Source organism: Streptomyces sp. NBC_00459 (assembly GCF_036013955.1).
Classification (GTDB): Bacteria; Actinomycetota; Actinomycetes; order Streptomycetales; family Streptomycetaceae; genus Streptomyces.
The window spans coordinates 5,957,752-5,979,992 of the sequence record NZ_CP107903.1; the positions used below are offsets into that span (position 1 = coordinate 5,957,752).

The following is a 22,241-nucleotide window of genomic DNA, read 5'->3' on the forward strand; positions in this document are numbered from 1 at the left end:
TCGTCCGAGACGCCCCGCCGCTCACAGAGGGCACAGGCGTCCCCCACAGTCCACCGAACCGGGGCCCGTACCTCGATGTCCGCGCACAGCCACACGGCAGCCGACTACGGCACTGCCGCCACGCCCGAGTTCCCGCGTCACGTGGTGACCGCGGTACTCGTCTCCCACGACGGCGCCCGCTGGCTGCCCGAGGTGCTCGCCGGGCTGCTCGGGCAGGAGCGCCCGGTGCAGAACGTCATGGGGGCCGACACCGGCAGCGCGGACGACTCCGCCCAGCTGGTCACCGAAGCCCTCGGCGCCGACCGCGTCCTGCACCTCGCCCGCCGCACCGGCTTCGGCCAGGCCGTCGAGGAGGCCAACCGCACCGCGCCCGTCCTCACCCCGGACGAGCTGACGTATCTGAAGCGCCCCAGCGGCTGGGACCCCGTCACCCGCAGCTGGCGCGACGACGCGTACGACATGCCTGAGCTGCCCCACGGGGAGCCGGTGCAGTGGCTCTGGCTGCTGCACGACGACTGCGCGCCCGAGCCGGACGCACTGGCCCAGCTGCTGCGGGTCGTGGAGCACGAGCACGAGTTGGGCCGGGGGGACGACATCGCGGTCGTCGGCCCCAAGCTGCGCGGCTGGTACGACCGCAGACAGCTCCTCGAAGTCGGCGTCACCATCGCCAACTCCGGCCGTCGCTGGACCGGCCTGGACCGCCGCGAACAGGACCAGGGCCAGCACGACCACGTCCGCCCGGTGCTGTCCGTGTCCACCGCGGGCATGCTCGTACGGCGCGACGTCTTCGACGAACTCGGCGGCTTCGACCGCCGGCTGCCCCTGATGCGCGACGACGTCGACCTGTGCTGGCGCGCCACCGCCGCCGGCCACCGTGTCCTCGTCGCCCCCGACGCGGTCGTACGGCATGCCGAAGCGTCCTCCCGCGAGCGGCGCACCGTCGACTGCGTGGGCCGCACCTCCGCGTCCCCGCACAAGGTCGACAAGGCAGGCGCCGTCTACACCCTGCTCGTCAACAGCCGTACCGCACAGCTGCCCTGGGTGCTGCTGCGCGTGGTGCTCGGCACGCTGGTGCGCGTGGTGGCGTATCTGGTCGGCAAGGCCCCCGGACAGGCCGTCGACGAGATCCGCGGTCTCCTGGGCACCCTGCTGCGGCCCGAGCGGATCATCGCCGGGCGCCGCCGACGAGGCGTCGCCCAGATCGACAAGGGCGAGCTGCGAGCCCTGTTCCCGCCCCCCGGCGCGACCGTGCGGGCCACCGTCGAACAGGTCGCCGGCGACTTCGGCGGCCGCTCCGACCCCGAGGTCACCTCCGGTGCGGGCCGGCACGGCGGCGCGGTCGAGTCCGGGCCCGGCGGTGACGACGCCGACTTCCTGGAGATCGAGCAGTTCGCCCGCCTCAAGCGCATCGCCCGCAAGCCCGGCCCGGTGCTCTTCCTCGTCCTCCTGCTCGTCTCGCTCGTCGCCTGCCGTGAACTGCTCCGCAGCGGTGCCCTCGTGGGCGGCGCGCTGCTGCCCGCGCCGGCCGACTCCGCCGAACTCTGGGCGCGCTATCTGGACGCCTGGCATCCGGTGGGCGTGGGCGACACCTCGTCGGCGCCGCCCTATCTGGCGCTCGTCGCGATGCTCGCCTCCACCCTGTTCGGCTCGGCGGGCCTCGCGGTCACCGTCCTGCTGATCGCCTCGGTGCCGCTGGCCGGCTTCACCGCGTACTTCGCCTCCCGCCCGCTCGTCGAATCGCGGCTCCTGCGCGCGTGGGCGGCCGTTGTCTACGCCTTCCTGCCCGCCACCACCGGTGCCCTTGCGGGTGGCCGGATCGGCACCGCCGTACTCGCCGTCCTGCTGCCGCTGATGGCCCGCGCGGGCATCGCGGCAAGCGGTCTGACACACGCGTCGGGAGCGCGCGGCAGCTGGCGCGCCACCTGGGCGTACACGCTGCTGCTCACGATCACCACCGCCTTCACACCGATCGTGTGGCCCATCGCCCTGCTGCTCGGTCTCGCGCTCCTCGTCGTGCGGCGGGGCGAGATCACCGCCTACGGGCCGCGCTTCCTGGCCCAGCTCGGCGTGCCCCTGCTGGTCCTCGCCCCCTGGTCGCTGTCCCTGCTCCCGTTCGGGTTCTTCCAGGAAGCCGGCCTGGAGTACGGCTCCGGCTCCGCGGGCGCCCTCGACCTCCTCAGCGTCAGCCCGGGCGGACCCGGCACGGTCAGCGGGCTGATGCTCATCGGCGTCGTGCTGGCCGCCCTGGCCGCCCTGCTGCGCACCGAGCGCCAGTTCGGCATCTGGACCGCCTGGGCGGTCGCCCTGGTGGCGCTCGTCTTCGCGGTCCTCTCGAACAGCTCGACGTGGGCCGGACCCGCCACCCTCGTCTACGGCCTCGCCCTGCTGGCCGCCGCCGCGCTCGGCGCCGACGGGGCACGCTCGCGCGTGGCCGAACAGAGCTTCGGCTGGCGTCAGCCGGTCGCCGCGCTGATCGCGTTCGCCGCCGCGGCGGGCCCACTGCTCCTCGCCGCCGGCTGGATGATCGGCGGCGCCGACGGCCCGCTGGAACGGCGTGACCCCGTCCAGGTGCCCGCGTTCGTCGCCGAGGAGAGCGGCACCCGCGACCAGGCCCGCACCCTGGTTCTGACCGGCGACTCCACCGCCCGTGTCGGCTACGCCCTCGTCCGCGGTTCCGGCGTACGCATGGGCGACGGCGAACTCGCCGCCCGGAGCGGTGAGAACGAACTCCTCGACAAGGTCGTCGCCAACCTCGTCGCGGGCTCCGGCGCCGACCAGGCCGACGAACTCGGCGGCTTCGCCGTGCGCTACGTCCTCGTCCACAAGGGCGCGCCCCGCCAGATCAGCCGCGTCCTCGACGCGACGCCCGGCCTGAGCAGGCTCAGCCAGCAGGAGGGCGGCGCACTGTGGCGCGTCGACCGGCAGGTCTCGCGCGCCGGCATCGTCCCGGCGTCCGGCTCCGGTGCCCCGCAGCCCGTCGCCGCCGGACCCGTCGACATCCACACCACGGTCCCGGCCGGCTCCGGCAGCCGCGTCCTGCGCCTCGCCGACTCCTTCGACGAGGCGTGGACGGCCACGCTGGACGGCAAGCCCCTCACCCCCACCACCCTCGACGGCTGGGCCCAGGGCTTCGAGCTTCCCTCCTCCGGAGGGAAGCTGGACGTCACCTTCGACACCCCGATCGGCCACACGGCCTGGCTGTGGACGCAGGGCGCGCTCGCCGTCGTCCTCGTCGTCATGGCCCTGCCGGGCCGCCGCCGGGACGTCGACGACGACCTTCCCGAGGAAGAGCGCGAGATCCCCGCCCAGGCCACCACGGGCGAGGGCCGCCGCGCCCGCCGCCTGCGCGCCCAGGCGGAGGCCGACCAGACCGAACAGGCCGACGAACAGGCCGAGTTCCCCTCCGCCACCCCTCCTCCGGAGGAGGCACCGGCGGCGATCCCGCAGCAGCAGCCGTACGGCGACGAATGGAACACCGCCGCCTACGCGGGCACCCAGTACGAGGGCTACAGCGCCGACCAGTACCAGAACGCCCAGCAGTACCCGCCGGGCACCTACGACCCGGCTTACCAGGGGGATCCGTACCAGAGCGGCCAGTACGACCCGTACGCGTACGGCGGTTCGCCGCAGACGACGGCGTACGACCAGACGTACACCCAGGGCTACGACCCCGCGTACGACCCGGCGCAGCCACCACAACCGCACCCACAACAGCCGCACCCGCAGGATGAGCGCCCCGACGGGAGCCAGCAGTGAACCGCACCACCATCTCCCTGATCGTCGGCACGACCGCGCTCGCCGCCGTCACCGGCTTCGCCTCGCTCAGCACACCGGACGCGTCGGACGCGGGCACGGCCAAGGCCGCCGCCCAGCTGCCCGTGGAGCGCACGAGCCTGCTCTGCCCGGCTCCCAGCACCTCCGACCTCGCGGAGACGGCGTACACGTCCTTCACGCCCGTCACAAAGGGCACCGGGAGTGACGGCAAGGCCGAACTGGCCGCCGCCACCGCGGAGTCGGCCACCGGCGCCAAGGGGAAGGGCAAGGCGAAGCCCGCCAAGCCCGTCCTCACCCCCAAGGAGCCGGGCAGGCCCGTCACCGGGGACACCTCGGGCGGTGACTCGCCCGCGCTCGTCGGCATCGCCGAGGGGAAGTTCGCGCCGGGCTGGACCGTCCAGGAGACCACCGAGGTCGCCGCGGGCACCGGCCGCGGCCTGCTGGGCGTCAACTGCACCGTCCCGGACACCGAGTTCTGGTTCCCGGGCGCCAGCACCGCCGCCGACCGCACCGACTACGTGCACCTGACCAACCCGGACGACTCCGCCGCGGTCGTCGACGTCGAGCTGTACGGCAAGGACGGCAGCCTCAAGTCCGAGGTGGGCGAGGGCATCACGGTTCCGCCGCACGGCAGCGAGCCGATCCTGCTGTCCACGCTCACCGACGGACCGCAGGCCGACCTCACCGTGCACGTGAACGTGCGCAGCGGCCGGGTCGGCGCCGCCGTCCAGGCGCTGGACGCCAAGACCGGCGGCGACTGGCTGGCCGCGTCCACCGAACCGGCGGGCAGCCTGGTTCTGCCGGGCATCCCCAAGGACGCCACCTCCGTACGCCTGATCGCCTTCACACCCAGCGAAAGCGACGCCGACCTGAAGGTGCGCCTGGCCTCCCCGACGGGCCTGATCACGCCGGTGGGCAACGAGACGCTGCACATCAAGGCGGGTATGACGGCCGCCGTCGACCTCGGTGACCTCACACGCGGCGAGGCGGGCTCCCTGGTGCTCACCCCGACCGGCACATCGGTGCCGTTCGTCGCCGCCCTGGAGGTCGTACGAGGCAAGGGCGCCAATCAGGAGACCGCTTTCATCCCGGCCACGGGCCCGGTCTCCGCGCGCGCGACGGCCGTGGGCAACACCGCCAAGGGCACCACGCTCTCCCTGACCGCCCCGGGCCGTGCCGCCCAGGTGAAGGTCACGGCGTCCGCGGGCAGCGAGGGCGGCACGGCGGCCACGAAGACGTACACGATCAAGGGCGGTACCACCCAGGACGTCGAACTCCCCGTCCCGGCAGGCCTGAAGGGCACGTACGCGCTGACGGTCGAGTGGGTCTCCGGTGGAGCCGTCTACGCGTCCCGGACCCTCGCGGCCCCGGCCGACGGCGTCCCGGCGTTCACGGTCCAGACGCTGTCGGACGACCGGGGGACGGTGGCGGTCCCGGACGCGGAGCAGGATCTGTCGGTCCTGCAGAAGTGACAGCGGGGGCGAGTGATCGCCCCGGGACGACCGAAGGTGCCGACTGCCGACAAGGGGTGTCGGTGTCAGTCCTCGCCGTACCGCGGGTCCACGGTGTCCGGGGTGAGCCCCAGCAACTCGGCGACCTGCTCGACCACGACCTCGTGGACCAGGGCCGCGCGTTCGTCGCGGCCCTTGGTGCGGATCTCGACCGGGCGGCGATAGACCACCACGCGCGCGGGGTGACCCTCGCGGGCGGCGATCGTGCCCCCCAGGGGGACTGTTTCGTCGGCCCAGGCCTCGGGCGGCCCTTCGAGCTGCGGTACCTCGAGGACGAGGAAGTCGAAGTCCGCGAGCTGCGGCCACCGCCGCTCCAGCCGCTCCACGGAGTCCTGCACCAGATCCGCGAACGCCACGGCGCGGCTCGCGGAGAGCGGAACCTGCGGCGGGGCCACGGGGCCGCGCATGCCACGGCCGTGGCGATCACGGCGGCGGGGCCCGGGGGCTGCGGCGCGGGGTGGTACGGGGTTGTCCATCACTGACGAAGCGTAGTCCCCGCGACCGCCGCACGGGCGCCGGGCACGCTGCGCCCACGGGCATCGGCCGGGGCCGGACCGCCCGCCCCCGACATGTCGCGGGATGACCATTCCGGCCAAGGTTGGGCTCGATTTCATATGCCTCCTGGAACACCGACGACCGTCGTTGTAACGGCAATTGACATGGTTTATGCCAAGTGGTGACCGGGACCAGGATTGTTCGGTATCTCGTAACCCGTTGTCGCCCCAGGTCAACGAGGTGTCCGGGAAGACCCGTGTGGGCGGTTTCACACCACGACACGGGAGAGTGGCCTGGTGGGGAGTCGTCGCGGCCCGCTCAAGAGTGCGGTACCGTCCAACGTCGTGAGCCCTGTACGTCGCTGTTCGCGCACCGCTTGCGGCCGTCCCGCCGTCGCGACGCTGACGTACGTCTACGCCGACTCGACCGCGGTCCTCGGCCCCCTCGCCACCTACGCCGAACCCCACTGCTACGACCTGTGCGCCGAGCACTCCGAGCGCCTCACCGCGCCGCGTGGCTGGGAGGTCGTCCGGCTCCTGGACAGCTCCGCTCCCGCGCGGCCCAGCGGAGACGATCTGGAAGCGCTTGCCAACGCGGTCCGCGAAGCGGCCCGCCCGCCGGGGCGTACGGCCGAAGCCGGCGGAGCACGTACGGCGGACCCGCGCGAGGTCGCCCGACGCGGACACCTGAGAGTCCTGCGCTCCCCGGACAACTGAGCCACCGGAGCCGTGTCCGGCCCCTTCCCCCTCCACTCCCCGTCCACGCGTCCGAGCCCTCGTCGTCATCCCCCGCTTCGACGCCGTCCAGGTAGTTTGGGGCGACCGATGGGACTTTCGGAAGGGTTGGCCGTGTCTGCAGATCTGTCGCAGCTCGTGAAGGCGTACGACGTGCGCGGGGTGGTCCCGGACCAGTGGGACGAGCCGCTGGCGGAACTGTTCGGCGCTGCCTTCATCCAGGTGACCGGGGCGGACGCGATCGTGGTCGGACACGACATGCGGCCCTCGTCGCCCGGCCTGTCGCGCGCCTTCGCGCGCGGGGCGGCGGCACGTGGCGTCGACGTGACCGAGATCGGGCTGTGCTCCACGGACCAGCTCTACTACGCGTCGGGCGCCTTCGACCTGCCCGGCGCCATGTTCACCGCCTCGCACAACCCGGCCCAGTACAACGGCATCAAGATGTGCCGGGCGGGCGCCGCACCGGTCGGCCAGGACACGGGCCTCGCCGACATCCGTGAACTGGTCGAGTCCTGGCTGGACTCGGGCGTACCGGAGCGGGAGCCCGTGACGCCGGGAACGATCACTCGGCGGGACACGTTGGAGGACTACGCGGCACACCTCCGCTCGCTCGTCGACCTGACCTCCGTCCGCCCCCTGAAGGTCGTCGTCGACGCGGGCAACGGCATGGGGGGCCACACGGTCCCGACGGTCTTCGCCGGCCTGCCCCTCACCCTCGTCCCCATGTACTTCGAGCTGGACGGCACGTTCCCGAACCACGAGGCCAACCCGCTCGACCCGGCCAACCTCGTGGACCTCCAGAAGCGTGCCCGCGAGGAGAACGCCGACCTCGGCATCGCCTTCGACGGCGACGCGGACCGCTGCTTCGTCGTCGACGAACACGGCGATCCCGTCTCGCCGTCGGTGATCACGGCGCTGGTGGCCTCCCGCGAGCTGGCCCGCAACGGCGGCTCCGGCACGGTCATCCACAACCTGATCACCTCCTGGTCGGTCCCGGAGGTCGTCCGCGAACAGGGCGGCACACCGGTACGCACGCGCGTGGGCCACTCCTTCATCAAGGCCGAGATGGCACGCACGGGTGCGATCTTCGGCGGCGAACACTCCGCGCACTACTACTTCAAGGACTTCTGGAACGCGGACACGGGCATGCTGGCCGCCCTGCACGTCCTCGCCGCCCTCGGCGGCCAGGACGGCCCCCTGTCGGCCCTCGTCGCCCAGTACGACCGGTACGCGGGCTCCGGCGAGATCAACTCCACGGTGGACGACCAGACGGGCCGCCTGGCCGCGATCAGGACGGCGTACGCGGGTCAGGAGGGCGTCGAACTCGACGAGTTGGACGGTCTCACGGTCGCCGCCACGGACTGGTGGTTCAACGTCCGCCCGTCCAACACGGAACCCCTGCTGCGCCTGAACGCGGAGGCACGGGACGAGGAAACGATGACGAAGGTACGGGACGAAGTGCTGAGCATCATCCGAGGCTGACCCGGCCCGCACCTTTGTGGGGGTCCCCTGGGACGGGTAGGGGCGACAGGGGCGAAAGCCCTCCCACCGCCCACCACACCCCCCGACACCCCACCCCCCACGGCGGTACCCTGACCAGGCCACATCACCGCGCCCCCGAAGGGACACCACATGCCGCTCGAAGCCGGCCTCCTGGAGATCCTCGCCTGCCCGGCCTGCCACGCACCCCTCAAGGAGCAGGAGTCCGAGCTGATCTGCACCGGTCAGGACTGCGGCCTGGCGTACCCCGTCCGGGACGGAATCCCCGTACTGCTCGTCGACGAGGCCCGCCGCCCCGCGTAGGTCCGTCCCGGCGATCGGAGGTGCCACCCATGCTCGACGAATCGCTGCTCGACGCCCCCGAGGCGTTGGCGGACGCAGACCGCCGCGGCCTCCTGCGCGGCGCGGCGGAAGCGGGCGCCCGCGTCCGCACCGCCGCCCGCCACGCGGCAGAGGCAGGCATCAACGACCTGAAACCGGACGGCCGCCCCCGCGCCGTCCTGATCGCGGGCCCCGGCGCCGCCGCGACCTGTGTCGCCGACCTCCTCGGCACCCTCGCCGGCGCGACCAGCCCCGTCATCCGCCTGGCTCCCACGGGCGTCGCCCCCGCGGCAGGCGCCCTGCGCTGGGAGCTGCCGGGCTGGGCCGGCTCCGTCGACCTGCTCCTGATCGCCACCCCCGACGGCACCGAACCGGGCCTGTCCCTGCTCGCCGAGCAGGCCTACCGCCGCGGCTGCACGGTCGTCGCCGTGGCGCCCGCCGGCACCCCGCTCAGCGAAACGGTGCAGGGCGCCGCGCACGGCCTGTTCATCCGGATGGCGACCGCCCCGTACGAGCAGGACGAGGTGGACCAGCCGCTCGCCGCCTCCGCCCCCGGCGTCCTGTGGGCGCTGCTCACCCCGCTCCTCGCCCTTCTCGACCGCACGGGCCTCCTCACCGCCCCGCCGGACGTGCTGGAGAAGGTTGCCGACCGCCTCGACCACATCGCCGAACGATGCGGCCCGGCCATCGCGACGTACAGCAATCCGGCCAAGACCCTCGCCGCCGAACTCGCGGACACGCTTCCGGTGATCTGGACGGAGGGCACGTCGGCCGGGCCCGCGGGCCGCCGGTTCGCCGCCGCCCTCGCCGAACTCGCCGGCCGCCCCGCGCTCGCCGCCGAACTCCCCGAGGCGCTCGCCGCGCACGGCGCCCTGCTCGCGAGCCGCCTCGCCGCGGGCGCCGACCCCGACGACTTCTTCCGCGACCGGGTGAGCGAGGCACCCGCCCTGCACGCGCGCGTGGTCCTGCTCCGAGACCGCCCGACCGGCGGCCTCAGCGCGGCCCCCGCCGCCCGCGAACTCGCCCTCGGCCACGACACGGCGATCAGCGAGCTCGAACCGGAGGACGGCGCCGAACTGGAGAACCTGGCGGAACTGATCGCCACCACGGACTTCGCGGCGGTGTACCTGGCGCTGACGGCAGGTTCCTGACCTGCAACAACCGCCAAGACCGACACCTCCCAAGCAGCCCATCGCACCTCATCCCCTTCTTCGACCTGCACGCAGAAAGACCGGTATGGACCGCCTCGACAACACCATCCGCCCCTACGCCTGGGGATCCACCACCGCCATCGCGGCGCTCCTCGGCACCGAGCCGACCGGTGAACCGCAGGCGGAGATGTGGATGGGCGCCCACCCCGGCGCACCCTCGCGCACCGGACGCGGCACGCTCGTCGAGGTCATCGACGCGGACCCACAGGGCGAACTCGGCGCGGCGGCCGTCGCCAAATTCGGCCCCCGCCTGCCCTTCCTCCTCAAGATCCTCGCCGCCGGCGCCCCCCTCTCCCTCCAGGTGCACCCCAACCTCGCCCAGGCGAAGGAGGGTTACGCGGACGAGGAGACCCGCGGGATCCCGGTGGACGCCGGGCACCGCAACTACAAGGACGCCAACCACAAGCCCGAACTGATCTGCGCCCTCACCGAGTTCGACGGCCTGTGCGGCTTCCGCGACCCCTCGCAGACCGCCGACCTCCTCGCAGGCCTGGAGGTCGACTCCCTCAAGCCGTACGTCGACCTGCTGCGCGCCCACCCCGAGGAGGCGGCGCTGCGCGAGGTCCTGACGGCCGTACTCAGCGCTGACCGCGAGGACATGGCCCGCACGGTCACCGAGGCCGCGACCGCCTGCGCCCGCCTCGGCGGCGACTACGCCCCCTACGCGGACATCGCCCAGCACTACCCCGGCGATCCGGGCGTCATCGCCGCCATGCTCCTCAACCACGTCCGACTCCAGCCCGGCGAGGCCCTGTTCCTCGGCGCGGGCATCCCGCACGCCTATCTCAACGGCCTCGGTGTCGAGATCATGGCCAACTCGGACAACGTCCTGCGCTGCGGTCTGACCCCCAAGCACGTCGACGTCCCCGAACTCCTGCGCGTCGTCCGCTTCGAGGCGAGCGACCCGGGCGTACTGCGCCCGGAGGCCTCCGCCGACGGCGAGGAGGTCTACGACACCCCCATCGACGAGTTCCGCCTCTCCCGCTACGTCCTCCCGGAGAGCGCACCCGCCCGCGACCTCACCCTCCCGACCCCGCAGATCCTGCTCTGCACAGCAGGCTCGGTCCGTACCGGAGACATCGAACTCGCCCCCGGCCAGTCGGTCTTCGTACCGGCGAACGACAAGGCCGAGGTGTCCGGCCCCGGCACGATCTTCCGGGCGACGGTCGTCGTCTGACCCCACCCGGGGACTGCCGGGGCCCGCCGGAGACTGTTCGAGCACATCCCGGGCACTGGTTGCCGGGGTCTGTGTGACAGCCTGGCGGGCCGTTGCCGGAGGGGGCTGCAACAATGACCCACCGGCAAAGGGCGGGCAAAGCCCGGGACAGCGAACGTACGAAGGGACAACGCGAACACATGAGCGCGTCAGGCGGCACCAGGGCGATCGTGGCGGCACTCGGCGCCAACCTCGCGATCGCGGCAGCGAAGTTCGTGGCGTTCCTCTTCAGCGGTTCGTCGTCGATGCTCGCGGAGTCCGTGCACTCGCTCGCCGACTCCGGCAACCAGGGCCTGCTCCTCCTCGGCGGCAAGAAGGCGCAGCGCGAGGCGACCCCGCAACACCCCTTCGGCTACGGCCGCGAGCGGTACATCTACGCCTTCCTCGTCTCCATCGTGCTCTTCTCGGTCGGCGGCATGTTCGCGATCTACGAGGGCTACGAGAAGATCAAGCACCCGCACGAGATCGAGCACTGGTACTGGCCGGTGGGCGTCCTCGTCTTCGCGATCATCGCCGAGGGCTTCTCCTTCCGTACGGCCATCAAGGAGTCCAACCCGCTGCGCGGCAGCGAGTCCTGGAAGGACTTCGTTCGCCACGCCAAGGCCCCCGAACTGCCCGTCGTCCTCCTGGAGGACCTCGGCGCGCTCGTCGGCCTGGTCCTGGCCCTCGGCGGCGTCAGCCTCGCCCTCGCCACCGGCGACGGCGTCTGGGACGGCATCGGCACCCTCTGTATCGGCATCCTGCTCATCCTGATCGCCCTGGTGCTGGCCGTCGAGACCAAGTCCCTGCTGCTGGGCGAGGCCGCGGGCCCGGAAGCGGTCGTGCGGATCGAGAAGGCGATCGTCGACGGCGACACCGTCACCGGCATCATCCACATGCGCACGCTCCACCTCGGCCCCGAGGAGCTCCTGGTCGCCGCCAAGATCGCTGTCCAGCACGACGACACCGCCGCCGAGGTGGCCGCCGCGATCAACGCCGCGGAGTCCCGCATCCGCGCCGCCGTCCCGATCGCCCGCGTCATCTACCTGGAACCCGACATCTACAGCGAGAGGGACGCCGCCAAGGGCCCCGACCGCGAGGCCACTCCCGGCGGCCCTGCCGGGCCCGCCGCCCACTGAGTTCCCCTCCGCTCGGCCTCGGTCTGTCCTGATGTGTTCGCAGGCGGACTGGGGACGGCCGGGCCGACAGGTGTAGCTTGGGACGGAGCCAGACGTCGCTGCTGATGGCGGTCGGGCGGTCCCACTGCGGACCGACCGAGGGAGAGAGGGCCTCCGACGGACTGTGCTGCGCGTACCAGGGCATGCATGTGCCCTCTTCGGGCACCACTGTGTCCGCCGCCGCGCAGACCAGCCGTATCCACCTCGCCCCAAGCTTGAGGAGCAGCCCGTAATGACGACTGTCGACAACCGACAGGACTTCAAGGTCGCAGATCTCTCCCTGGCCGAGTTCGGCCGCAAGGAGATCACCCTCGCCGAGCACGAGATGCCCGGCCTGATGTCCATCCGCAGGGAGTTCGCCGCCAGCCAGCCGCTGGCCGGCGCCCGCATCATGGGCTCGCTGCACATGACCGTGCAGACCGCCGTCCTGATCGAGACCCTGGTCGCCCTGGGCGCCGAGGTCCGCTGGGTGTCCTGCAACATCTTCTCCACCCAGGACCACGCGGCCGCCGCCATCGCGGTGGGCCCGAACGGTACGCCCGAGAACCCGCAGGGCGTCCCGGTCTTCGCCTGGAAGGGCGAGACCCTGGAAGAGTACTGGTGGTGCACGGAGCAGGCCCTGACCTGGCCGAACACCCCCACCGGTGGCCCGAACATGATCCTGGACGACGGCGGCGACGCCACCATGCTCGTCCACAAGGGCGTCGAGTACGAGAAGGCCGGCAAGGTCCCCTCCGCGGACACCGCCGAGTCCGACGAGCACCGCGTCGTCCTCGAACTGCTCGGCCGCACCATCACCGACGGCTCGCAGAAGTGGACCCAGCTCGCCTCGGAGATCCGCGGCGTGACCGAGGAGACCACGACCGGCGTCCACCGCCTGTACGAGATGCAGCGCGACGGCGCCCTCCTGTTCCCGGCGATCAACGTCAACGACGCCGTCACCAAGTCGAAGTTCGACAACAAGTACGGCTGCCGTCACTCCCTGATCGACGGCATCAACCGCGCCACCGACGTCCTCATCGGCGGCAAGACCGCGGTCGTCTTCGGCTACGGCGACGTGGGCAAGGGCTGCGCGGAGTCCCTGCGCGGTCAGGGCGCCCGCGTCATCGTCACCGAGATCGACCCGATCTGCGCGCTCCAGGCGGCGATGGACGGCTACCAGGTCGCGACCCTCGACGACGTCGTCGACAAGGCCGACATCTTCATCACCACGACCGGCAACAAGGACATCATCATGGCCAGCGACATGGCCAAGATGAAGCACCAGGCGATCGTCGGCAACATCGGCCACTTCGACAACGAGATCGACATGGCCGGTCTCGCGAAGATCCCGGGCATCGTCAAGGACGAGGTCAAGCCGCAGGTCCACACCTGGAAGTTCCCCGACGGCAAGGTCCTCATCGTGCTGTCGGAGGGCCGCCTGCTGAACCTGGGCAACGCCACCGGTCACCCGTCGTTCGTGATGTCCAACTCCTTCGCGGACCAGACCCTGGCCCAGATCGAGCTGTTCACCAAGCCCGACGAGTACCCGACCGACGTCTATGTGCTGCCCAAGCACCTCGACGAGAAGGTCGCCCGCCTCCACCTCGACGCGCTCGGCGTGAGGCTGACGACGCTCCGCCCGGAGCAGGCCTCGTACATCGGTGTCCAGGTCGAGGGCCCGTACAAGCCGGACCACTACCGCTACTGAGCCAACACCCAGCCAGTGGTGAGCACGTCCGTGCACTGACGCGCTCACCACCAGCAGGTCCTCCGAGGCAGGCCCCCGCACCCCCGTGCCGGGGGCCTGCCCTTTTACCGAGGCTCAGAGGCTCGAAAGCCCAAGCGACAGTGACAGTCCGAAAAACCCAGGACCCCCATGCCCCGCGGCCGTTATTCGCTCCACGATCCGCACGATCACACCCCCCTCGCAGAAGAGCACTTCCACTGCGCCCCCGGCCCTTCCGGATGGCGCTACGTCTCCCAGCTGACCGCCCCGTCCGGCGACCACAGTGGCTCCGTCGATCTCACCCTCGACGACCTGGGCCGCCCGATCCGCCTCGAACTGCACGCGGCGAGCTGGCAGGTCCGCGGCGCCGCCCTGGAAGGCGTCACCTGGGTCCGCACCGATCCCACCGGCACCCATGCCACCGAAGGCAATGTCCGAGCCCACGCCTTCACCGGCACATCCCCGGCGTTCCTCGTCGCCACCGCCCGCCTCCTGCGCCTCACCCCCTCCACCGCCGCGACCCGCGTACGCCTCGTCGCCCTCACCGACCCGGTGCTCGCCCCACGCACCGTGGACCAGTCCTGGGCCTTGGTGAAGAGAGAAGCACACGCCACTGACAACGGCCCTCTGACAGTGGACGAATACCAGGTCACAGCCCTGGACACGGGCGAACAGCATGCCGTACACATCGCCGGCGACGTGGTTCTCGCGGCACCGGGCATCGAGCTGGAACACCTCGAATCCCCGCCGTCGACGTTCGCCGACTAGGCAGGCGGAGCGAACCCGCCGGAGGCACGGTGATCACCGGCCCGGTCCTGCGGCGCAGGGTCGACGACCGGGACGGGCACGGCCGATTCGGCAACCGCCGGATGGGGACCCCCAGCGGGCGGGTGCGGAACCGCAGCCGACCACTGGGGCAACGGCACCGGAGCCCCGAACGGCTGAGGTACCCCAGGCATCCCGGGGCCACCGGCCGCCGCCCCGCTCCCGAACGCCCGCCGGGCCTCCCGCACCTGCCGCTCCTGCACCACGGCCGCCAGATAGGCCGCCGGAGGAACGTCCGGCGGCGCCGGAGTCCCCGTACGCGCCGCCACATCGGCGGCGAGCCGCTCAGCCATGGCCGAGCCCACCTGCGGGTCCAGTTGTCGCATGCGCGTCAGATACTGACGTACGGCCAGCCACAGCCCGTCGGGCACGCCCGACAGATCGAGCTCCGCGAACCGTCCGGACAACCAGGGCGGCGGAGGAGGAACGAACGCGGTCTGACCGACGGGCACTCGCTCCCGTACGACGAGGGTGCCCGCGACGACATCACCGAGCCGCCGTCCCCGCGCCGAGACGAGCGACGCGACACAGGCCACCACCCCGACCGTCATCAGAATCTCGACCACACCGACCGCACCCCGTACCAGCGCATGCCGGAAGCGGATCGGCCCGCCGTCGTCCCGCACCACCCGCAGACCGCACGCCATCTTGCCGAGCGACCGGCCATGGCTGAGCGTCTCCACGGCGATCGGCGCGCCCACCAGCACCAGAATGAAAGCCGCGATGGAGAGGGCGATCTGTGCCGCCTCGTCCAGCGAGGCCGTGGATATGACCAGAACAATGGTGACGAGGGTGTAGACCAACCCGACCACCACGAGGTCGAGCAGCACGGCAAGCGCCCTGCTGGGCAGTTTTGCCGGGCGCAGCTCCAGCGCCACAGCCTCGCCCGTAACCAGCTCACTCACGCCTGCCGTCCTTCCCCTGACCTGCCCCCGGAACCGCCAGTCTGCCAAGCTGAAGGGCATCGCGCCGCAGTACGACAAGCCGACACCCACGACGTGCAGTCGACGAACAGCCGAGGAGCAGGCAAAACGATGGACCTCGACGTCTTCGTCTCCGCCCACCGCCCCGAGTGGGACCGCCTGGACGCACTGCTGCGCCGCCAGCGCCGCCTCACCGGCGCAGAGGTGGACGAGCTCGTGGCGCTCTACCAGCGCACAGCCACCCACCTCTCGCTGATCCAGTCGAGCGCCCCGGACCCCCAGCTGACCGGTCGGCTCAGCCAACTCGTGGCACGCGCGCGTAGTGCAGTGACAGGAACCCGCCGCGCTTCCTGGCGTGATGTCACGCACTTCCTTACCCACGGTTTCCCCGCGGCGGTCTACCGATCGCGCCATTGGTGGGTCCCCACCGCCCTCATCTCCACGGCGGTCGCGGTCCTCCTGGGATGGTGGATAGGCACGCACCCCGAAGTGCAGTCCTCCATAGCGGCTCCCGACCAACTGCGCGCCCTCACCCGCCCCGGTGGCGAGTACGAGACGTACTACTCCAGCCACCCCGCCGCTTCCTTCGCCGCTCAGGTGTGGACGAACAACGCCCAGGCCGCCGCGATGTGCCTGGTCCTGGGAGTCTTCCTCTGCTTCCCGGTCATCTGGATCCTCTTCCAGAACATGCTCAACGTGGGCGTCGGCCTGGGCCTGATGTCCTCGGCGGGCCGGCTCGACACCTTCCTCGGCCTGATCCTGCCGCACGGCCTCCTGGAACTCACCGCGGTCTTCGTAGCCGCCGGTACGGGCCTGCGCCTCGGCTGGACGGTCATCGATCCCGGCCCGCGTTCCCGCCGCACGGCACTGGCCGAGGAAGGACGAGCAGCCCTGGGAATGGCGATAGGCCTGGCTCTGGTCCTCTTCGTCTCGGGCGCCATAGAAGGCTTCGTCACCCCGTCGGGCCTGCCCACCTGGGCGCGCATCACGATCGGGGTCGTCGCCGAACTGACCTTCCTCGCTTACGTCTATGTCCTCGGCGGACGAGCGGCCCGAGCCGGCGAGACCGGCGACCTCGAGACGGCCGAGCGCAGCGCCGCCGTCCCCACGGCTGCCTGATGTGCAGACACACCTGTCGGGCTGCTAGTCTCCTCTTCGCCCCACAAGAGCCGTTGACGCGGAGGGAGTGGGGAGGTAGATTAGAGCAGTTGCCTAGAGCCGGACAGGCTCGGTGGTAACGGTGAAAATCCACTGGTTGCTCAAGGACTTTGATTCTTGAGGACCACATCCCGATTAACCTCAGGAATGAACAGCCGGTCAGCCCGGCCAAAAACTTCTGATAAAGTCGGACTCGCCGGAAAGGGAAACGCGAAAGCGGGATCCTGGAAAGCGCCGAGGAAATCGGATACGGAAACGGTCTGGTAGAGTCGGAAACGCAAGACCGAAGGGAAACTGCCCGGAGGAAAGCCCGAGAGGGTGAGTACGAAGGAAGCGTCCGTTCCTTGAGAACTCAACAGCGTGCCAAAAATCAACGCCAAGTTTGTTGATACCCCGTCTCTCCCGTTCGGGAGGGCGAGGTTCCTTTGAAGCAGTAAACACAGCGAGGACGCTGTGAACGGTCGGGCTTATTCCGCTTGACTGTTCCGCTCTCGTGGTGTGACCCGATTACGGGTTGACATTCACGGAGAGTTTGATCCTGGCTCAGGACGAACGCTGGCGGCGTGCTTAACACATGCAAGTCGAACGATGAAGCCTTTCGGGGTGGATTAGTGGCGAACGGGTGAGTAACACGTGGGCAATCTGCCCTTCACTCTGGGACAAGCCCTGGAAACGGGGTCTAATACCGGATAATACTCCTGCAGGCATCTGTGGGGGTTAAAAGCTCCGGCGGTGAAGGATGAGCCCGCGGCCTATCAGCTTGTTGGTGAGGTAGTGGCTCACCAAGGCGACGACGGGTAGCCGGCCTGAGAGGGCGACCGGCCACACTGGGACTGAGACACGGCCCAGACTCCTACGGGAGGCAGCAGTGGGGAATATTGCACAATGGGCGAAAGCCTGATGCAGCGACGCCGCGTGAGGGATGACGGCCTTCGGGTTGTAAACCTCTTTCAGCAGGGAAGAAGCGAAAGTGACGGTACCTGCAGAAGAAGCGCCGGCTAACTACGTGCCAGCAGCCGCGGTAATACGTAGGGCGCAAGCGTTGTCCGGAATTATTGGGCGTAAAGAGCTCGTAGGCGGTCTGTCGCGTCGGATGTGAAAGCCCGGGGCTTAACCCCGGGTCTGCATTCGATACGGGCAGACTAGAGTGTGGTAGGGGAGATCGGAATTCCTGGTGTAGCGGTGAAATGCGCAGATATCAGGAGGAACACCGGTGGCGAAGGCGGATCTCTGGGCCATTACTGACGCTGAGGAGCGAAAGCGTGGGGAGCGAACAGGATTAGATACCCTGGTAGTCCACGCCGTAAACGGTGGGAACTAGGTGTTGGCGACATTCCACGTCGTCGGTGCCGCAGCTAACGCATTAAGTTCCCCGCCTGGGGAGTACGGCCGCAAGGCTAAAACTCAAAGGAATTGACGGGGGCCCGCACAAGCAGCGGAGCATGTGGCTTAATTCGACGCAACGCGAAGAACCTTACCAAGGCTTGACATACACCGGAAACGGCCAGAGATGGTCGCCCCCTTGTGGTCGGTGTACAGGTGGTGCATGGCTGTCGTCAGCTCGTGTCGTGAGATGTTGGGTTAAGTCCCGCAACGAGCGCAACCCTTGTTCTGTGTTGCCAGCATGCCCTTCGGGGTGATGGGGACTCACAGGAGACTGCCGGGGTCAACTCGGAGGAAGGTGGGGACGACGTCAAGTCATCATGCCCCTTATGTCTTGGGCTGCACACGTGCTACAATGGCCGGTACAATGAGCTGCGATGCCGTGAGGCGGAGCGAATCTCAAAAAGCCGGTCTCAGTTCGGATTGGGGTCTGCAACTCGACCCCATGAAGTCGGAGTTGCTAGTAATCGCAGATCAGCATTGCTGCGGTGAATACGTTCCCGGGCCTTGTACACACCGCCCGTCACGTCACGAAAGTCGGTAACACCCGAAGCCGGTGGCCCAACCCCTCACGGGGAGGGAGCTGTCGAAGGTGGGACTGGCGATTGGGACGAAGTCGTAACAAGGTAGCCGTACCGGAAGGTGCGGCTGGATCACCTCCTTTCTAAGGAGCATTTCTTACCAGGGCTCTTCGGGGTCGTGGTCAGAGGCCAGTACATCGGCGAATGTCCGGTGCTGGTTGCTCATGGGTGGAACGTTGATTATTCGGCCGGGTTCACGGGTCGGAGGCTTGTAAGTACTGCTCTCGCAAGAGGGCGTGGAAAGCATGATCTCCGGGCGGGACATGGTCGGGCACGCTGTTGGGTGTCTGAGGGTACGGCCGTCATACGGTCGCCTTCAGTGCCGGCCCCGGTAAAAATCCGCTGTGGTGGGTTGTGACGGGTGGTTGGTCGTTGTTTGAGAACTGCACAGTGGACGCGAGCATCTGTGGCCAAGTTTTTAAGGGCGCACGGTGGATGCCTTGGCACCAGGAACCGATGAAGGACGTGGGAGGCCACGATAGTCCCCGGGGAGTCGTCAACCAGGCTTTGATCCGGGGGTTTCCGAATGGGGAAACCCGGCAGTCGTCATGGGCTGTCACCCACATCTGAACACATAGGGTGTGTGGAGGGAACGCGGGGAAGTGAAACATCTCAGTACCCGCAGGAAGAGAAAACAACCGTGATTCCGGGAGTAGTGGCGAGCGAAACCGGATGAGGCCAAACCGTATGCGTGTGAGACCCGGCAGGGGTTGCGTATACGGGGTTGTGGGATCTCTCTTTCATGGTCTGCCGGCCGTGAGACGAGTCAGAAACCGTTGGTGTAGGCGAAGGACATGCGAAAGGTCCGGCGTAGAGGGTAAGACCCCCGTAGTCGAAACATCAACGGCTCGTTTGAGAGACACCCAAGTAGCACGGGGCCCGAGAAATCCCGTGTGAATCTGGCGGGACCACCCGTTAAGCCTAAATATTCCCTGGTGACCGATAGCGGATAGTACCGTGAGGGAATGGTGAAAAGTACCGCGGGAGCGGAGTGAAATAGTACCTGAAACCGTGTGCCTACAAGCCGTGGGAGCGTCGCGTTGCATGCTTGCATGCAACGTCGTGACTGCGTGCCTTTTGAAGAATGAGCCTGCGAGTTTGCGGTGTGTTGCGAGGTTAACCCGTGTGGGGAAGCCGTAGCGAAAGCGAGTCCGAATAGGGCGATTCAGTAGCGCGCTCAAGACCCGAAGCGGAGTGATCTAGCCATGGGCAGGTTGAAGCGGAGGTAAGACTTCGTGGAGGACCGAACCCACCAGGGTTGAAAACCTGGGGGATGACCTGTGGTTAGGGGTGAAAGGCCAATCAAACTCCGTGATAGCTGGTTCTCCCCGAAATGCATTTAGGTGCAGCGTCGTGTGTTTCTTGCCGGAGGTAGAGCACTGGATAGGCGATGGGCCCTACCGGGTTACTGACCTTAGCCAAACTCCGAATGCCGGTAAGTGAGAGCACGGCAGTGAGACTGTGGGGGATAAGCTCCATGGTCGAGAGGGAAACAGCCCAGAGCATCGACTAAGGCCCCTAAGCGTACGCTAAGTGGGAAAGGATGTGGAGTCGCACAGACAACCAGGAGGTTGGCTTAGAAGCAGCCACCCTTGAAAGAGTGCGTAATAGCTCACTGGTCTAGTGATTCCGCGCCGACAATGTAGCGGGGCTCAAGCGTACCGCCGAAGTCGTGTCATTCCAGCAATAGGGCCAACGCCTGCTGGGATGGGTAGGGGAGCGTCGTGTGCCGGGTGAAGCTGCAGCGGAAGCTAGTGGTGGACGGTTCACGAGTGAGAATGCAGGCATGAGTAGCGATACACACGTGGGAAACGTGTGCGCCGATTGACTAAGGGTTCCTGGGTCAAGCTGATCTGCCCAGGGTAAGTCGGGACCTAAGGCGAGGCCGACAGGCGTAGTCGATGGATAACCGGTTGATATTCCGGTACCCGCTGTGAAGCGTCAAACATTGAACCAGGCGATGCTAAGTCCGTGAAGCCGCCCCGGAGCCTTCGGGCAAGGGGGAGTGGTGGAGCCGACGGACCAGACCTGCAGTAGGTGAGTGATGGGGTGACGCAGGAAGGTAGTCCATCCCGGGCGGTGGTTGTCCCGGGGTAAGGGTGTAGGCCGTGTGATAGGTAAATCCGTCACACATTAGGGCTGAGACCTGATGCCGAGCCGATTGTGGTGAAGTGGATGATCCTATGCTGTCGAGAAAAGCCTCTAGCGAGTTTCATGGCGGCCCGTACCCTAAACCGACTCAGGTGGTCAGGTAGAGAATACCGAGGCGTTCGGGTGAACTATGGTTAAGGAACTCGGCAAAATGCCCCCGTAACTTCGGGAGAAGGGGGCCATCACTGGTGAGGAGACTTGCTCTCCGAGCTGGGGGTGGCCGCAGAGACCAGCGAGAAGCGACTGTTTACTAAAAACACAGGTCCGTGCGAAGCCGTAAGGCGATGTATACGGACTGACGCCTGCCCGGTGCTGGAACGTTAAGGGGACCGGTTAGTCACATTTCGGTGTGGCGAAGCTGAGAACTTAAGCGCCAGTAAACGGCGGTGGTAACTATAACCATCCTAAGGTAGCGAAATTCCTTGTCGGGTAAGTTCCGACCTGCACGAATGGCGTAACGACTTCTCGACTGTCTCAACCATAGGCCCGGTGAAATTGCACTACGAGTAAAGATGCTCGTTTCGCGCAGCAGGACGGAAAGACCCCGGGACCTTTACTATAGTTTGATATTGGTGTTCGGTTCGGCTTGTGTAGGATAGCTGGGAGACTGTGAAGCGGGCACGCCAGTGTTTGTGGAGTCGTCGTTGAAATACCAGTCTGGTCGTGCTGGATGTCTAACCTGGGTCCGTGATCCGGATCAGGGACAGTGTCTGATGGGTAGTTTAACTGGGGCGGTTGCCTCCTAAAGAGTAACGGAGGCGCCCAAAGGTTCCCTCAGCCTGGTTGGCAATCAGGTGTTGAGTGTAAGTGCACAAGGGAGCTTGACTGTGAGACCGACGGGTCGAGCAGGGACGAAAGTCGGGACTAGTGATCCGGCGGTGGCTTGTGGAAGCGCCGTCGCTCAACGGATAAAAGGTACCCCGGGGATAACAGGCTGATCTTCCCCAAGAGTCCATATCGACGGGATGGTTTGGCACCTCGATGTCGGCTCGTCGCATCCTGGGGCTGGAGTCGGTCCCAAGGGTTGGGCTGTTCGCCCATTAAAGCGGTACGCGAGCTGGGTTTAGAACGTCGTGAGACAGTTCGGTCCCTATCCGCTGCGCGCGCAGGAACATTGAGAAGGGCTGTCCCTAGTACGAGAGGACCGGGACGGACGAACCTCTGGTGTGCCAGTTGTCCTGCCAAGGGCATGGCTGGTTGGCTACGTTCGGGAGGGATAACCGCTGAAAGCATCTAAGCGGGAAGCCTGCTTCGAGATGAGTGTTCCCACCCACTAGATGGGGTAAGGCTCCCAGTAGACGACTGGGTTGATAGGCCAGATCTGGAAGCCCGGTAACGGGTGGAGGTGACTGGTACTAATAGGCCGAGGGCTTGTCCTCAGTTGCTCGCGTCCACTGTGTTGGTTCTGAAACCACGAACAACCCCATGCCCGGGGCCACCGGGTGTGGTGCGGTTGATATGTGTTTCACCGTGTTTCGGTGGTCATAGCGTGAGGGAAACGCCCGGTTACATTCCGAACCCGGAAGCTAAGCCTCACAGCGCCGATGGTACTGCAGGGGGGACCCTGTGGGAGAGTAGGACACCGCCGAACAA

At 68.0% G+C, this 22,241-nt stretch carries 13 protein-coding genes and 3 rRNA genes; 14 read left to right on the forward strand and 2 right to left on the reverse strand.

The genetic code is table 11. The annotated features are described in order from the left end of the window. Positions 1 to 75: 75 nt before the first annotated feature. The gene (locus OHN74_RS26430; protein ID WP_327697083.1) at positions 76 to 3,756 is read left to right on the forward strand and encodes a glycosyltransferase family 2 protein; all 3,681 of its coding nucleotides are present in this window, start codon (positions 76 to 78) and stop codon (positions 3,754 to 3,756) included. Further along, positions 3,753 to 5,246: a DUF5719 family protein gene (locus OHN74_RS26435; protein WP_327697084.1), complete on the forward strand. Its 1,494-nt coding sequence runs from the start codon at positions 3,753 to 3,755 to the stop codon at positions 5,244 to 5,246. The genes OHN74_RS26430 and OHN74_RS26435 overlap by 4 nt, the downstream gene beginning before the upstream one ends. Positions 5,247 to 5,311: 65 nt before the next feature. Here OHN74_RS26435 and OHN74_RS26440 read toward each other — a convergent pair whose 3' ends face one another. Next, the gene (locus OHN74_RS26440; protein ID WP_327700280.1) at positions 5,312 to 5,761 is read right to left on the reverse strand and encodes a metallopeptidase family protein; all 450 of its coding nucleotides are present in this window, start codon (positions 5,759 to 5,761) and stop codon (positions 5,312 to 5,314) included. A 315-nt stretch (positions 5,762 to 6,076) separates the two neighbouring features. Here OHN74_RS26440 and OHN74_RS26445 point away from each other — a divergent pair, with 315 nt between their 5' ends. The 8 genes from OHN74_RS26445 to OHN74_RS26480 all read left to right on the forward strand — a co-directional run bounded on the left by OHN74_RS26445 (position 6,077) and on the right by OHN74_RS26480 (position 14,395). After that, entirely contained in the window at positions 6,077 to 6,496 is a 420-nt protein-coding gene (locus OHN74_RS26445; RefSeq protein WP_327697085.1) for a DUF3499 domain-containing protein, read from the forward strand. A gap of 132 nt (positions 6,497 to 6,628) precedes the next feature. Then, positions 6,629 to 7,996 (forward strand): phosphomannomutase/phosphoglucomutase, encoded by a 1,368-nt coding sequence (locus tag OHN74_RS26450; RefSeq protein WP_327697086.1) that lies wholly within the window; start codon positions 6,629 to 6,631, stop codon positions 7,994 to 7,996. A gap of 150 nt (positions 7,997 to 8,146) precedes the next feature. Next, complete coding sequence (locus OHN74_RS26455) at positions 8,147 to 8,317, forward strand: Trm112 family protein (protein WP_079054586.1); 171 nt, start codon at positions 8,147 to 8,149, stop codon at positions 8,315 to 8,317. Between the two features lie 29 nt (positions 8,318 to 8,346). Beyond that, complete coding sequence (locus OHN74_RS26460; protein ID WP_327697087.1) at positions 8,347 to 9,486, forward strand: SIS domain-containing protein; 1,140 nt, start codon at positions 8,347 to 8,349, stop codon at positions 9,484 to 9,486. An 85-nt stretch (positions 9,487 to 9,571) separates the two neighbouring features. Then, positions 9,572 to 10,723: a mannose-6-phosphate isomerase, class I gene (gene manA, locus OHN74_RS26465; protein ID WP_327697088.1), complete on the forward strand. Its 1,152-nt coding sequence runs from the start codon at positions 9,572 to 9,574 to the stop codon at positions 10,721 to 10,723. 179 nt (positions 10,724 to 10,902) lie between these two features. Then, positions 10,903 to 11,880 carry a cation diffusion facilitator family transporter gene (locus OHN74_RS26470; RefSeq protein WP_327697089.1) on the forward strand — a complete coding sequence of 326 codons (978 nt, stop codon included), beginning with the start codon at positions 10,903 to 10,905 and terminating at the stop codon, positions 11,878 to 11,880. A 271-nt stretch (positions 11,881 to 12,151) separates the two neighbouring features. Then, positions 12,152 to 13,609 carry an adenosylhomocysteinase gene (ahcY, locus tag OHN74_RS26475; RefSeq protein WP_327697090.1) on the forward strand — a complete coding sequence of 486 codons (1,458 nt, stop codon included), beginning with the start codon at positions 12,152 to 12,154 and terminating at the stop codon, positions 13,607 to 13,609. Positions 13,610 to 13,777: 168 nt separating this feature from the next. Continuing rightward, positions 13,778 to 14,395, forward strand: coding sequence for a hypothetical protein (locus OHN74_RS26480; protein ID WP_327697091.1), 618 nt, complete (start codon positions 13,778 to 13,780; stop codon positions 14,393 to 14,395). On the opposite strand, the gene OHN74_RS26485 is transcribed toward OHN74_RS26480, so the two are convergent. After that, positions 14,392 to 15,357 carry an RDD family protein gene (locus OHN74_RS26485; protein WP_327697092.1) on the reverse strand — a complete coding sequence of 322 codons (966 nt, stop codon included), beginning with the start codon at positions 15,355 to 15,357 and terminating at the stop codon, positions 14,392 to 14,394. The two genes, OHN74_RS26480 and OHN74_RS26485, sit on opposite strands and share 4 nt — an antisense overlap. Positions 15,358 to 15,486: 129 nt before the next feature. Between OHN74_RS26485 and OHN74_RS26490 the strand changes: the two genes are divergently transcribed. From OHN74_RS26490 to rrf, 4 genes are all read left to right on the forward strand, one after another. Continuing rightward, on the forward strand, positions 15,487 to 16,494 hold the full coding sequence (locus OHN74_RS26490) for a stage II sporulation protein M (protein ID WP_327697093.1): 1,008 nt from the start codon (positions 15,487 to 15,489) through the stop codon (positions 16,492 to 16,494). A gap of 559 nt (positions 16,495 to 17,053) precedes the next feature. Next, a 16S ribosomal RNA gene (locus OHN74_RS26495) occupies positions 17,054 to 18,580 on the forward strand. A 325-nt stretch (positions 18,581 to 18,905) separates the two neighbouring features. After that, positions 18,906 to 22,027, forward strand: a 23S ribosomal RNA gene (locus OHN74_RS26500). Positions 22,028 to 22,122: 95 nt separating this feature from the next. Further along, positions 22,123 to 22,239: ribosomal RNA gene (gene rrf, locus OHN74_RS26505) — 5S ribosomal RNA — on the forward strand. The 16S, 23S and 5S rRNA genes sit together here, the layout of an rRNA operon. Positions 22,240 to 22,241 lie beyond the last annotated feature (2 nt).